At 73.4% G+C, this 13,973-nt stretch carries 10 protein-coding genes and 1 tRNA gene; 10 read left to right on the top strand and 1 reads right to left on the bottom strand.

The window, feature by feature from the left end; all coding sequences use genetic code 11:
* The first annotated feature begins 142 nt into the window (after positions 1-142).
* The 10 genes from topA to CMS_RS00995 all read left to right on the top strand — a co-directional run bounded on the left by topA (position 143) and on the right by CMS_RS00995 (position 11,862).
* Positions 143-3,055: a type I DNA topoisomerase gene (gene topA / locus CMS_RS00950; RefSeq protein ID WP_041464266.1), complete on the top strand. Its 2,913-nt coding sequence runs from the start codon at positions 143-145 to the stop codon at positions 3,053-3,055.
* Complete coding sequence (tmk, locus tag CMS_RS00955; RefSeq protein WP_012297666.1) at positions 3,052-3,687, top strand: dTMP kinase; 636 nt, start codon at positions 3,052-3,054, stop codon at positions 3,685-3,687. Before topA ends, tmk begins: the two co-directional genes overlap by 4 nt.
* Positions 3,684-4,943, top strand: a complete 1,260-nt coding sequence (locus CMS_RS00960) for a DNA polymerase III subunit delta' (RefSeq protein ID WP_012297667.1) — start codon at positions 3,684-3,686, stop codon at positions 4,941-4,943. Before tmk ends, CMS_RS00960 begins: the two co-directional genes overlap by 4 nt.
* Complete coding sequence (locus tag CMS_RS00965) at positions 4,940-6,517, top strand: alpha/beta hydrolase (RefSeq protein ID WP_012297668.1); 1,578 nt, start codon at positions 4,940-4,942, stop codon at positions 6,515-6,517. The genes CMS_RS00960 and CMS_RS00965 overlap by 4 nt, the downstream gene beginning before the upstream one ends.
* A gap of 114 nt (positions 6,518-6,631) precedes the next feature.
* Positions 6,632-6,707: transfer RNA gene (locus tag CMS_RS00970), tRNA-Thr, on the top strand.
* Between the two features lie 148 nt (positions 6,708-6,855).
* Positions 6,856-8,352, top strand: a complete 1,497-nt coding sequence (gene dacB / locus CMS_RS00975) for a D-alanyl-D-alanine carboxypeptidase/D-alanyl-D-alanine endopeptidase (RefSeq protein WP_223842682.1) — start codon at positions 6,856-6,858, stop codon at positions 8,350-8,352.
* Positions 8,353-8,416: 64 nt separating this feature from the next.
* Positions 8,417-9,007 carry an isochorismatase family protein gene (locus CMS_RS00980; RefSeq protein WP_012297670.1) on the top strand — a complete coding sequence of 197 codons (591 nt, stop codon included), beginning with the start codon at positions 8,417-8,419 and terminating at the stop codon, positions 9,005-9,007.
* Positions 9,008-9,086: 79 nt separating this feature from the next.
* Positions 9,087-10,562, top strand: a complete 1,476-nt coding sequence (locus CMS_RS00985; RefSeq protein WP_012297671.1) for an NAD-dependent succinate-semialdehyde dehydrogenase — start codon at positions 9,087-9,089, stop codon at positions 10,560-10,562.
* Entirely contained in the window at positions 10,562-11,374 is an 813-nt protein-coding gene (locus CMS_RS00990; RefSeq protein ID WP_012297672.1) for a TrmH family RNA methyltransferase, read from the top strand. The genes CMS_RS00985 and CMS_RS00990 overlap by 1 nt, the downstream gene beginning before the upstream one ends.
* Before the next feature lie 119 nt (positions 11,375-11,493).
* Positions 11,494-11,862 carry a DUF2834 domain-containing protein gene (locus CMS_RS00995; RefSeq protein ID WP_012297673.1) on the top strand — a complete coding sequence of 123 codons (369 nt, stop codon included), beginning with the start codon at positions 11,494-11,496 and terminating at the stop codon, positions 11,860-11,862.
* A 16-nt stretch (positions 11,863-11,878) separates the two neighbouring features.
* On the opposite strand, the gene CMS_RS01000 is transcribed toward CMS_RS00995, so the two are convergent.
* Entirely contained in the window at positions 11,879-13,810 is a 1,932-nt protein-coding gene (locus CMS_RS01000) for an ABC transporter ATP-binding protein (protein WP_012297674.1), read from the bottom strand.
* Between the last annotated feature and the right edge of the window lie 163 nt (positions 13,811-13,973).

The following is a 13,973-nucleotide window of genomic DNA, read 5'->3' on the forward strand; positions in this document are numbered from 1 at the left end:
GCCGGTCGGTGCGCGTGTGTATGGTGTGCCTTGTCGGGGACCCCGCCGCACGTCGCCCCGGATCGGATCCGATCCGAGCGGGCACGCATCCCGGACACCGGGCCGGTCATCGGTCCCCATGAACGCATATATAAGGAGTCACGTGCCCGGCACGAAGAAGTTGGTCATCGTCGAGTCGCCGGCCAAGGCCAAGACGATCGCCCAGTACCTGGGCAGCGGCTACGAGGTCCAGGCCTCCGTGGGTCACATCCGCGACCTCATCGAGCCCAAGAACCTGCCGCCGGAGCTGAAGAAGGGCACGCTCGGCAAGTTCTCCGTGGACGTGGAGAACGGCTTCGAGCCGTACTACGTCGTCAGCGATCAGAAGAAGAAGACGGTCGCCGACCTCAAGCGGGCGCTCAAGGACGCCGACGAGCTCTTCCTCGCGACGGATGAGGACCGAGAGGGCGAGGCCATCGCATGGCACCTGCTGCAGGTGCTGAAGCCGAAGGTGCCGGTCAAGCGCATGGTGTTCCACGAGATCACCAAGGAGGCCATCGAGCGCGCACGGGACAGCACGCGCGACATCGACACGGCCCTCGTCGACGCGCAGGAGACGCGACGCATCCTCGACCGCCTCTACGGCTACGAGGTGTCGCCCGTGCTCTGGCGCAAGGTCGGACCCGGGCTGTCGGCGGGCCGCGTGCAGTCCGCGGCGACCCGGCTCGTCGTTGACCGCGAGCGCGAGCGCCTGGCCTTCGTCACCGCCTCGTACTGGGATCTGACGGCGTCGCTCTCGCCGCTCGAGCAGGAGCTGCCGTTCGATGCCCGGCTCGTCCGCATCGACGGCGCCCGCATCGCGACGGGTCGCGACTTCGACGACAAGGGCGCGCTGAAGAACGACTCGCGCCCGCTCGACGCCAGCAGCGCGGAGGCCCTCGCCGAGGCGCTCCGCGACCCCTCGGTGCCGCTGAAGGTGCAGAGCGTCGAGTCGAAGCCCTACACGCGTCGCCCTGCCGCGCCGTTCACCACGTCGACTCTCCAGCAGGAGGCGGCGCGCAAGCTCCGCTTCTCCGCACGGCAGACGATGAGCGTGGCGCAGTCGCTCTACGAGAACGGCTACATCACCTACATGCGCACTGACTCGCCCTCGCTCTCGCAGCAGGCGATCAACGCGGCGCGCAAGCAGGCCGCGGAGCTCTACGGGCCCGAGACCGTGCCGGACAAGCCGCGCCTCTACGCGGGCAAGAGCAAGAACGCGCAGGAGGCCCACGAGGCCGTGCGCCCCGCCGGCGAGACCTTCCGCACTCCCCAGCAGCTCGCCTCCACGCTGCGCGGCAACGACCACAAGCTCTACGACCTCATCTGGAAGCGCACCATCGCGTCGCAGATGGCGGACGCGAAGGGATCCACCGCGTCGGTCGTCATCGCCGCAGGACCCACGTCCGCGGGCGAGGTGGCCGAGTTCGCCGCCTCGGGGACGGTCATCACGTTCCGCGGCTTCCTGGCGGCCTACGAGGAGAGCCGCGACGAGGAGCGCCACGGCGCCGCCGAGCCACGCGAGGCCAAGCTGCCCGACCTCAAGAAGGGCCAGGACCTGCGCCTCGTCGACGTCGACGCGAAGGGGCACGAGACCAGCCCGCCGCCGCGCTACACGGAGGCGAGCCTCGTCAAGACGCTCGAGGAGCTGGGCATCGGTCGTCCGTCGACCTACGCGGCCATCATCTCGACGATCGTCGACCGCGGCTACGTCACGCCGCGGGGCACCGCGCTCGTCCCGAACTGGATCGCCTTCTCGGTGGTGCGGCTGCTGGAGGAGTTCTTCACGGAGCTGGTGCAGTACGACTTCACCGCGGGCATGGAGGACGACCTCGACCGCATCGCGGAGGGGGCGGCCGAGCGCGTCGACTGGCTGAAGGGCTTCTACTACGGCAACGACGCGCACAAGGGGCTCCGCCCCACCATCGACAACCTCGGCGAGATCGACGCCAAGGAGATCAACTCGCTGCGCATCGCGGACGACATCACCCTTCGCATCGGAAAGTACGGGCCCTACCTGGAGGTGCACGAGGAGGGAGCCGCCGCGGACGCGACGCCCCGCCGCGTCAACCTGCCGGAGGACCTCGCTCCGGACGAGCTGACGGCGGCCAAGGCCCGCGAGCTCATCGACGCGCCGGTCGTCACCGACCGCGTCATCGGCATCAACCCCGACAACGGCAAGCAGGTCGTGGCGAAGGACGGCCGCTACGGCCCCTACGTCACCGAGCTCGATCCCGAGCCCGAGCCCGAGGCCGCGCCCGCCGCCGCTGCGGACGGCGTCGATCCCGCGACCGGCGAGGTGCTCGAGAGCGCGTCGACGACGACCACGGCGGCACCCGCGAAGAAGGCGCCCGCCAAGAAGCCGGCGGCGAAGAAGGCGGCGGCCGTGAAGCCGCGCACGGCCTCCATCTTCAAGTCGATGGACCTCGCCACGGTCGACCTCGAGACGGCCCTGCGCCTCCTCGACCTCCCGCGGGTCGTGGGTGAGGACCCGGAGACGGCCACGCCCATCACGGCCCAGAACGGGAAGTACGGCCCGTACCTGAAGAAGGGGACGGACTCGCGTTCGCTCACGAGCGAGGAGCAGATCTTCGAGATCGACCTGCCCGGCGCCCTCGAGGTGTTCGCGCAGCCCAAATACGGTGCGCGCCGTCCGTCCAGCGCGCTCAAGGAGTTCGACGCGGATCCCGTGAGCGGTAAGGGCATCAAGGTGAAGGACGGCCGCTTCGGCCCGTACGTCACCGACGGCGAGACCAACGCGACGATCCCGAAGAGCGAGTCCGTCGAGGACATCGACTTCGACCGGGCGGTCGAGCTGCTGGCCGACAAGCGCGCCAAGGGGCCCGCCAAGCCCAAGGCGAAGGCGAAGGCCCCGGCGAAGGCGAAGGCCAAGGCGCCCGCCAAGGCGAAGGCCCCGGCCAAGCCGGGCGCCGCCGCGAAGGCGACGGGAACGACGGCCGCCGCCACGAAGGCTGCGGCGACGAGGGCCGCCAACAAGGCGGCCGCTGCCGCGGCGACCGCGTCCGACGCGACGTGACCGGCGTCTTCATCACCCTGGAGGGCGGCGACGGCGTAGGGAAGTCCACGCAGTCGGCGCTGCTCCGGGAATGGCTGGAGGAGCAGGGCCACGAGGTCGTCGTCACCCGCGAGCCCGGCGGCAGCGACCTCGGCCAGGAGATCCGCGAGATCGTGCTGCACCGGCGTGGCCACATCGCGCCGCGGGCCGAGGCTCTCCTGTACGCGGCCGACCGTGCGCACCACGTCGAGACGGTCGTCCGGCCTGCGCTCGAGCGGGGCGCGGTCGTCCTCCAGGACCGCTACCTCGACTCGTCCGTCGCCTACCAGGGCGCCGGCCGTGTGCTGGACGCCGCCGAGATCCGCGACCTCTCGCTCTGGGCCGCACAGGGGCTCCTGCCCGACCTGACCGTGCTGCTCGACCTCGACCAGGCCGCCGCCCGGATCCGCCTCGACGCCGCGCGGACCCGCTTCGACCGGCTCGAGGCCGAGCGCGCCGACTTCCACGAGCGCGTGCGCCAGGCGTTCCTCGGGCTCGCGGCCGCGGAGCCGGAGCGCTTCCTGGTCGTCGACGCCGGGTGGCCGCGCGAGGTGATCGCGGCGGAGATCCGCGCCCGGGCACACGTACTGATCGCGGCGGGAGCATCCGCGTGAGCGACGCGGAGACCGACCGCGCCGCCGCGACGCAGGCCGCCGTTGCCCGGGGAGACGCGACGCCCGCGAGCCCCGACGGCCGCGCGATCTGGGACGAGCTCACCGGCCAGTCCGAGGCCGTCGCGCTCCTCGCCGCCGCCAGCAGCCCGCGGGCCACCGCGCGTGACGCCGCCGGCACGGCGCTGGCGCATTCGTGGCTCATCACCGGGCCCCCCGGGTCCGGCCGCTCGAACCTCGCCTACGCCTTCGCGACCGCGCTGCTCAGCGACGGCACGCCGGAGGGGGACGCGGCGACATCCCGCCAGGTCGCGGCCCGCAGCCACCCCGACCTCGGCGTGCTCGCCACCGAGCGGGTCATCATCGCCATCGACGAGGTGCGCGCGCTCGTCACCTCGTCGCAGTACTCGCCGTCGGTCGGCCGCTACCGGGTCATGGTCATCGAGGACGCCGACCGGATGACCGAGCGCACGTCGAACCTGCTGCTGAAGGCGCTCGAGGAGCCGCCGGAGCGCACCATCTGGATCCTCTGCGCGCCCAGCGAGGCCGACCTCATCCCCACCATCCGCTCACGCGTCCGCAGCGTGCGGCTGCGCATCCCGTCCGTCGAGGACGTGGCCGCGCTCATCCAGCGACGCGACGGCGTCGACGAGGCCGTCGCGCTGCGGGCCGCCCGCGAGGCGCAGAGCCACATCGGCATGGCGCACCGGCTCGCGACCGACGCTGAGGCGCGTGAGCGCCGCAGCCGCACCTTGGAGCTCGCGCTCGGCATCCGCACGGTCGGCGACGCCGTGCGCGCGGCCGCCGCGATGCTCGAGCTGGCCGGCCAGGATGCCAAGGCCTTCACGGTGCAGCGCGACGCCGACGAGCGCGAGCGGGCGCTCCGGTCGCTCGGCGTGCAGGAGGGCGGGTCCATCCCGCCGCAGCTGCGCTCGCAGATCCGGCAGCTCGAGGAGGACCAGAAGCGGCGCGCGACGCGGAGCCTCCGGGACGGCATCGACCGGATCCTCGTCGACCTCATGTCCCTGCACCGCGACGTGCTCCTGAACCAGTTGGGGGCGGACCTGCCCCAAGTCAACGCGGCGATCGCCCCGCGGATCGCCGAGGCCGCCGAGGCCGGATCCGCGGCGGCGTCGCTGGCGGTCCTCGATGCGGTGGGCGTGGCGCGTCGTCGGATCGACGGCAACGTGTCGCCGGCGCTCGCCCTGGAGGCGATGCTCGTCTCCATCACCCGCACGCGCACGGCGGGTCGGGCGTGACGCGCCGGAGGACTCCGGCGCGAGCCCTGCGCCGGGCCGGAGCCCTGGGCGCGGTCCTCCTCGCCGCGGCCGTCGCGCTCAGCGGCTGCGGCCTCATCCCCGTGCCCGAGCCGCGCAGCTCCACGTCGAGCCCGACGACGGAGGACGTCGCGCCCGACCTCGCGCGGTACTACGAGCAGGCGCTCACGTGGTCCCCGTGCGAGGACGGCGCGCAGTGCGCGACCGCGACGGCGCCGCTCGACTGGTCCGCGCCGGACCCGGCCACCGACATCCAGCTCGCCCTGGTGCGGCACACCGCGCGCGGTGCCGACGGGCCGCGTGGGTCGCTCTTCGTCAACCCGGGTGGCCCGGGCGCGTCCGGCGTCGACTTCGTGAAGGCCAGGGTCGACTACGCGGTCTCGCGCGACCTGCAGGACGCGTACGACATCGTCGGCTGGGACCCCCGCGGCGTCGGGGCATCGACCGCCGTCGACTGCGTCGACGACAGCCAGCTCGATTCCTTCCTCTACGGCGAGACGGAGGCGCCGCCCGGCACCCCCGCCCACGACGAGGAGCTGGTGCAGGCGTCGAAGTCGTTCGCGGAGTCCTGCGCCGCGCGATCCGGCCCGCTGCAGCAGTTCATCGACACCCAGAGCACCGTGCACGACCTCGACATGCTGCGGGCTCTGGTGGGGGACAGGCAGCTGAACTACCTCGGCTACTCGTACGGCACGAGCATCGGCGCCCAGTACGCGCAGGACTTCCCCGGGCACGTGGGGCGCTTGGTGCTCGACGGCGCGACGGACCCGTCCGCGAGCTCGTTCGACGTCGTGCTCGCGCAGACGACGGGCTTCCGCACGTCCTTCGAGTCGTACATGGCGGCGTGCCTGGCGGGGCAGGGGTGCCCGTTCCACGGATCCGTCGAGGACGGCGAGCAGACGGTGGCGACCCTCCTCGACCGCCTCGACCAGAGCCCGCTGCGCGCCCGCGACGGGCGCGAGCTCGACGGGCAGGTCATGCGCAGCGCCATCGACTCCGCGCTCTACAGCGAGCAGAGGTGGCCAGCCCTCACCACCGCGTTCACCGAGGCGCTCCGCGGCGAGTCCGCCACGGCGTTCTCGCTCGCGGACTCCTACTTCGGCCGGAAGCCGGACGGTACCTACTCCGGCAACTTCTACGAGGCGTTCCTCGCGATCCAGTGCATCGACTACCCCGTGGAGCGGGATCCCGCGGTGCTGGTCACGGAGGCGGCGGAGCTCCGCGCCGCAGCCGGCGAACTGGCCGACGACGACACCTCCCGCGACGGCGAGCCCGACCCGCTCTGCGGCAACTGGCCGTATCCCGCCCGCGACACCCCGGCGCCCGTGTCGGCGGAGGGCGCAGCGCCCATCGTCGTCGTCGGGACGACGGGCGATCCGGCGACGCCGTACTCGTGGGCCAAGGCGCTCGCGGGCCAGCTCTCGTCGGGCGTGCTCCTCACCTACGAGGGGGAGGGGCACATCGCCTACGACGAGCGGGATCCGTGCATCGTGTCCGCGGTGGACGGCTACCTGCTCGGCGGGGATCCGCCGGCCGCCGGCACGACCTGCGGCTGAGCGGACGCCGCCCGATCGCGGGCGGGGCGGCTCCCGCGCGGCCGGTGTGCGGGAGCGGCCCGCGCATCCGGTATGCTCACTACTCGTGCCCGGTGCTCTTCGAGTCCAGGCCGGGCCGCCTTAGCTCAGTCGGTAGAGCATCTCACTCGTAATGAGAAGGTCGTCAGTTCGATTCTGACAGGCGGCTCCACCACCCCTCCCCTCCCCTCGTTGCGCTCGCTCCCTCCCGAGGGTCGCGCAGTCACGCAGGACGTCCCTCACAGGGCGCGGTCGTCGACCGCATCCGGAGGACCGCCGCGGCCGGACCGGCGCCCGGGTGCGGCGTCTAACATGGCCCCATGCGATCCCCTGCCGACGGCCCCGACCGCGCGCGCGCCGACCGCACCGATCCGGATGCCCCCACGACCCGCTCCCGCGCCCGCGCCCGTGCCCGGGACCGCCGCCGCGGTCGCTCCCTGACGGCCGTCGTCGCGGTGGTCGCGCTGCTCGCCGCCGGAGCCGTCGGCGCGGGCGCGCTGACCGGTCGCGCCGGGAGCGCCTCCGCGAGCGTCGCCGCCACCGCCGATCCGACGCCCACCCCGAGCCCGACCCCCACGCAGGCGCCGCCGCGTCCCGCGCCCGCCGACGAGGCCGCCGCGCGCGACCTCCGCATGTGCTCGATCTCGTCCCTCGCGCAGGATCCGCGCCTCGCCACCTTCGAGGGCCAGGTCCGCGACGCCGCGACCGGCCGCGTGCTCTTCGACCGCAACGGCAGCACGCCGGAGCGCACGGCGAGCGTCATGAAGGTCATCACCTCGGCCGCGGCCCTCGCGGCGCTCGGCCCCGACCGGCGCATCGCCACGACGGTGGTCCGTGGCTCCGAGCCCGGCACCGTGGTGCTCGTCGGCGGAGGGGACCCGACGCTGTCGCGCCTCACCTCCGGCAGCTCCGTCTACCCCGGTGCGCCGCGCCTCAGCGACCTCGCCCAGCAGGTGCGCACCGCGTGGGCCGCGGATCCCTCGACGGCCGGCACCCCCATCACCCGCATCGTGCTCGACACCTCCCTCTTCTCCGGGGACACCTGGATCCCGTCGTGGGCCGCCTCCGAGCGGAAGGCGGGCTACTCCAGCTTCATGACGCCGCTGCAGCTCGACGCCGACCGCGCCGATCCGGCCGCCGTCGTCTCCGCCCGCAGCGAGGATCCGCTCGCGCGCGTCGGCAGCACCTTCCGCTCCATGCTGGGCGGGTCGGCCGACGTCACGCAGGGCGCGGCGCCCGCCGGCGCCCGCGTGCTCGGCAAGGTCGAGTCGCAGCCGGTGTCGTCCCTCATCCAGACCGCGCTCATCAACTCCGACAACGTGCTCGCGGAGTCCCTCGCGCGGCTCGTGAGCATCCAGGTCGGCGCCGGGAACACGCAGCAGTCGCTGGCGGCGGGCATCCCGAAGGCCCTGCAGGCGTACGGGCTGGACACGTCCACGCTCACCATCGTCGACGGCCAGGGGCTCAGCCCCGACGACCGCGTGCCGCCGTCGCTGCTCGCGCAGCTGATGATCCAGGTCGACCAGCGTCAGCAGGCGCTCGGCTACCTGCACGACGGGCTCCCAGTCGCCGGGCGCACCGGAACGCTGGCGGGGCGATTCACCGGCGACAGCGCCGTGGCCCGCGGGCACGTCGTCGCCAAGACCGGCTGGATCGACACGGGCTACACGCTCGCCGGCATCGTCGACGCGGCCGACGGCACCAAGCTCACCTTTGCCTTCTACGCCATCGGGAACGTGACGGGCGACGCGAAGATCGCCCTGGACGCGCTGGCCGCGGGAACGTACCGCTGCGGAGCGGACCTGGGGGACGAATGAGGCGCTGCCCGGTCCCGGGCGGCGGATCCACGGCACCGGGCCCGGCCCGGGGAAGGAGCGGAGCATGACCAGGGCTCTGTTCATCATCGACGTGCAGAACGACTTCACGGAGGGCGGCGCGCTCGGCGTCGAGGGCGGCGGCGACGTCGCGCGGGGGATCACCGGCCTCCTCGCCGCGGAGCCGTACCGCTACGACCACGTCATCGCCTCCCGCGACTGGCACGAGGCGACGGGCGACAACGGCGGGCACTTCGCCGCTGCGGGCGTCGTCCCCGACTTCTCGACCACGTGGCCCGAGCACTGCGTGCAGGGCACGCACGGCGCCGAGTACCACCCCGACCTCGACGTCACCGCCGTCGACTTCCACGTCCGGAAGGGCCAGGGCGCGCCCGCCTACTCGATCTTCGAGGGCACGACCGAGGACGGCGTGCCGCTGGCGGACCTGCTGGCGCTGCACGAGATCACCGACATCGACGTCGTCGGCCTCGCGACCGACTACTGCGTGCTCGCGTCGGCCCTCGACGCGGTGCACCAGGGCAAGCGCGTGCGGATCCTCGCCGACCTCGTCGCGGGCGTGGCGCCGGCCACCAGCGCCGCCGCCCTCGACCGGCTGCGCGACGCCGGGGCGGAGATCGTGGAGGGCCCGGCCGACTGACGGCCGACCGTCCACCCGCACGAGACCGCAGCACGCAGCACCACCCAGCACCGCACAGCACGGAAGAACCGAGGACACCATGAGCGCATCCACCGAGACCGACCTCCTGTCGGGCACGCCCACCACCCTGCTCATCGGGGGCGAGCGGATCGACGCGGAAGGCGGGGCGACGTTCGAGGTCCGGGATCCGGCGACCGACGAGGTCATCGCGCGGGTCGCCGACGCGAGCCCCGCGGACGGGGCGCGCGCGCTCGACGCGGCCGTCGACGCGCAGGCCGCGTGGGCCGCGACGGCTCCGCGCGCCCGGGGTGAGATCCTCCGCCGCGCGTTCGACCTCCTGCAGGAGCGGAAGGACGAGTTCGCGCTCCTCATGACGCTCGAGATGGGCAAGCCGCTGGCCGAGTCGCTCGGCGAGGTGACCTACGGGGGCGAGTTCCTCCGCTGGTTCTCCGAGGAGGCCGTGCGCATCACGGGCCGCTACGGCGTGAACCCCGAGGGCACCGGCCGCATGATCGTGTCGCAGCACCCGGTCGGGCCGGTCCTGCTCATTACGCCGTGGAACTTCCCGCTCGCGATGGCGACCCGCAAGATCGCTCCGGCGCTCGCCGCGGGCTGCACCGTGGTCATCAAGCCGGCCGATCTCACGCCGCTCACCACGCTCCGCTTCGCCGAGCTGCTGGCGGAGGCGGGGCTGCCCGCCGGCGTCCTCAACGTGATCCCCACCACGTCCGCCGCCGACGTCACCGGTCCGCTCATCGCGGACCCGCGGCTGCGGAAGCTGAGCTTCACCGGATCCACGCCCGTCGGCCGCCAGCTCGGCGCGCAGGCCGCGCAGAACGTGCTGCGCGTCTCGCTCGAGCTCGGCGGCAACGCGCCGTTCGTAATCTTCGCCGACGCCGACATCGACAAGGCCGTCGAGGGCGCCGTGACGGCGAAGTTCCGCAACGTCGGGCAGGCGTGCACGGCGGCCAACCGGTTCATCGTGGAGGCGTCGATCGCGGATGCGTTCGCCGACCGGCTGCAGGAGCGCATCGACGGGATGCGGATCGGGCGCGGCACCGAGGAGGGCGTCACGGTGGGTCCGCTCATCGACGGCCGCGCGGTCGACAAGGCCGACCGGCTCGTGCGCGACGCCGTGGAGCGCGGCGCGACCGTGCGCGCGGGCGGCACGCCGGGGGACGGCACCGGCCACTTCTACCCGCCGACCCTCCTCACGGGCGTGGCCGAGGGCAGCGACATCCTGCGCGAGGAGATCTTCGGGCCGGTGGTCGCCATCGTCCCGTTCGACGACGAGGACGACGCCGTTCGTCTCGCCAACGACACCGAGTACGGCCTCGTCTCGTACGTCTTCACCCGCGACCTCGCGCGCGGTCAGCGCATGATCGAGCGGCTCGAGACGGGCATGACGGGCCTCAACATGGGCGTCATCTCCAACGCGGCGGCGCCGTTCGGCGGCGTGAAGCAGTCGGGGCTCGGCCGCGAGGGCGGGCTCGAGGGGATCCACGAGTACCTGAACACGAAGTACACGCTCACGCCCGACCCGTTCGCGTCGTAGTGGCGCACGTCGTCCCGATCGAGGATCTCGCGGATCCGCGGCTCGCCGACTACAGCCACCGCACCGACGTCGCGCTCCGGAAGGCCGAGGGGGCGGGCCACGGGATCTACCTGGCGGAGTCGGCGCTGGTGCTCGAGCGGGCGCTGAAGGCGGGGCACGCGCCCCGGTCGGTGCTCGCGCTCGGCGGCACGGTCGACGAGGCGCTGGCGCTCGTCGGCGACCGGGACGTGCCGGTGTTCACCGGGCCCGGCGAGCTGCTCGCGGAGCTCACCGGCTACGTGCTGCACCGCGGCGTCGTCGCGTCGCTCGACCGGCCGGCGCTGCCGTCCGTGGCGTCGCTGCTCGCGGACGCCCGGCGGGTGGTGGTGCTCGAGGACGTCGTGGATCCCACCAACGTCGGCGCGATCTTCCGCTCGGTCGGGGCGATCGGCGCCGACGCGGTGCTCGTGACCCCGCGTTGCACGGATCCCTTCTACCGCCGCGCCATCCGCGTCAGCATGGGCACGGTCCTGCAGGTGCCGTGGACGCGCACGGGGGAGTGGCCGGAGACGCGCGCCGCCCTCGCCGACGCCGGCTTTCACGTCGCGGCGCTCGCCCTGACGCCCGACGCCGTGTCGATCCGCGACTTCCCGGCCGAGGACCACGAGAAGCTCGTAATCGTGCTCGGCTCCGAGGGGCCGGGGCTGTCGGCGGAGGCGATCCGGTCGGCGGACACCGTCGTGCAGATCCCCATGGCGCACGGCATCGACTCGCTGAACGTCGCGGCGGCCAGTGCCGTCGCCCTGTACGCGCTGGCGGCACCGACGCGCTGATGCCGCCGGCCCGTCCCTCACCGGGCGGGAAGCGGGCCGCCCTGCGCCGGATCCCGCGTGGATGGCGTACCCCGAGCTGCGAGCGCCTAGCCTGGCCTCACCGACGAGAAGGGGTCCCCATGAGCACGCGTCCTGCGCGCCGGCGCCCCACGCGCCTCGCCGTCGTCTACCTGGTGCTCGCGGCCGCCGGACTCGTGCTGACGTGGTCCGCGAACATCCGCGTGGTCACGGAGGGCCGGGACTTCCTCGCCGACCTGTCCGCCGGCGGCGCGTCGGTGTCGTCGCTGTCGTGGGACCTCCTGATCGCGGCGGTCGCGAGCGTCGTGTTCATCGTCGTCGAGGGGCGGCGGCTCCGGATGCGGCGGGTGTGGGTCTACGTGCTGCTGGCGCCGCTCGTGGCGTTCGCGTTCGCCCTGCCGCTGTTCCTCGCGGCCAGGGAGATGCACCTGAGCGCGCCGGAGCGGACGGAGCCGACGCCGGGCGCGTGATCCCGTCGGAGCGCCGCTACACGAGCAGCTGGTGCTTCGCGAGGTCGCGGTAGAGCGGCGTCGAGACGACGAGCTCGGCGTGCGTGCCCGTGCCGACGACGCGGCCCTTCTCGACGACCACGATGAGGTCGCTGTCGACGACGGTCGAGAGCCGGTGCGCGATCACGATGAGGGTGCGGTGCTCGGCGACCGCGTCGATCGCCTTGCGGAGCAGCTGCTCGTTGAGGCCGTCGAGGCTGGACGTGGACTCGTCGAGCAGCAGGATCGGGGGAGCCGAGAGCAGCGTGCGCGCGATCGCGAGGCGCTGGCGCTCGCCGCCGGACAGCATGATGCCGTCTTCGCCGACGGGCGCGTCGAGGCCGAGCTCGTTGCGCGCGAGCACCTCGGTGAGGTTCACCGCGTGCAGCACCTGGACGCAGTCCTCGTCGGTCGCGTCGAACGCGGTGAGGGTCAGGTTCTCGCGGAGCGTGCCGGCGAGGACGGGGGCGTCCTGCTCGACGTAGCCGATCTGGCGGCGGAGGTCCTCGCGGTCGAGCGTGCGGATGTCGCGGCCGCCGACCCGGACGACGCCGGAGGTCGGGTCGTAGAAGCGCTCGATCAGGGCGAGGATCGTGCTCTTGCCCGCGCCCGAGGGGCCGACGAGCGCGATCCGGGTGCCCCGCTCGGCGCGGAAGCTGATGCCCTGCAGGACGCCGCCGCCCGTGCGGTCGGCGCCGGGGGAGGCGTCCGCGGAGTCGGCCGGAGAAGCGGGTGCCTCGGTCGTCGCGGCACCGTCTGCGGTGGCGTCCGCATCCGCCGCCACCGGGTACGCGAACCGCACGTCCACGAGCTCCACGGCGGGTGCGTCCGTGCGGTCGTCGCCCGCGGGCGCGTCGTCGCGGAGTCGTGCGGCGAGGTCGGCGTCGCCGTCGGTCTCGACCGGTAGCTTCACGATCTCCTGGATGCGGCCGAGCGCGCCGAGCGCCTGGTTGACGGCGGTCACGGCACCGAAGGCCTGGCCGAGCGGCATGATCATCAGGAAGAGGAACAGGATGAATGCCACGAGGTCGCCGACCGTGATGGCACCGGCCGCGACGCGGTAGCCGCCGACGCCGACCACCACGAGGAACGACGCCTGCAGCGCGATGCCCGCGATGGGCACGACGACGGCGGACGCCTTCGCGACCTTGATCCCCATCTCCCAGGCGCCCTCGGCGTCGGCCTCGATGGCGCGGATCTCGCGGTCGGTCGGGTTGCTGGCGCGGACGGTGCGGATCGCGCCGATGGCCCGCTCGACGCTCGCGGCCAGGTCGCCGACCTTGCGCTGCGCGCGCTGGCTGGCCACGCGGATCCGGCCGGACAGGCCCACGACGGCGACCACCGAGACGGCGACGACCAGCACGGTGAGGCTGAGGAGCACGGGGTCGATGATGAGCATCGCGATGATGGCGCCGAGGAACGTGACCGCGCCGCCGATCGCCTCGACGAGGCCCTGCGTGAGCACGGCGCGGAGGAGCGTGGTGTCGGAGCCGACGCGCGAGACGAGGTCGCCCGTGCGGCGGGTGTCGAACTCGGAGATGGGGAGGCGGAGGATCCGGCGCACGAGCGTGCGGCGCGACGAGAGCACGATGCCCTCGCCCATCCGCTGCAGCAGGTAGTGCTGGTAGCCGGACAGCACGCCGGACACGACGACCAGGCCGACGAGCGCCCACACGAGGACGCCGAGCTGGCCGCCCTCCTGCACGACGCCGACGACGCGCTGCACGAGGAGCGGCTGGCCGAGGCTCGCGGCGGCGCCGAGGACGCTCAGCACGACGACGAAGGCCATCAGCCCGCGCTGCTCGAGGATGTAGGGGAGGAGCTCCGAGAAGCGCGCGCGGGGCCCGTCGTCGGCGGAGTCGCGACGGGCGAACGGGTTGCGGGAGCGGGCGCGCGGCGCGGCGGCGGTCTCGGGGCGGGCGGTGCTCATGCGTGTTCTCCCGGTGGTGGGTGCGATCGTGATGCTGCGCGCGGTCAGCCGAGCGCAGGACCGGCGGCGGTCGGGCGGTCGACGGGCGGGCGTCGCGCGTGTCGCATCGCCGTGGCGACTCTACGCTCCGGCCGCCGCGCAGCCGCCGGGAGCGCTTCCGCTC

It is taken from the genome of Clavibacter sepedonicus (assembly GCF_000069225.1).
Taxonomy (GTDB): domain Bacteria; phylum Actinomycetota; class Actinomycetes; order Actinomycetales; family Microbacteriaceae; genus Clavibacter; species Clavibacter sepedonicus.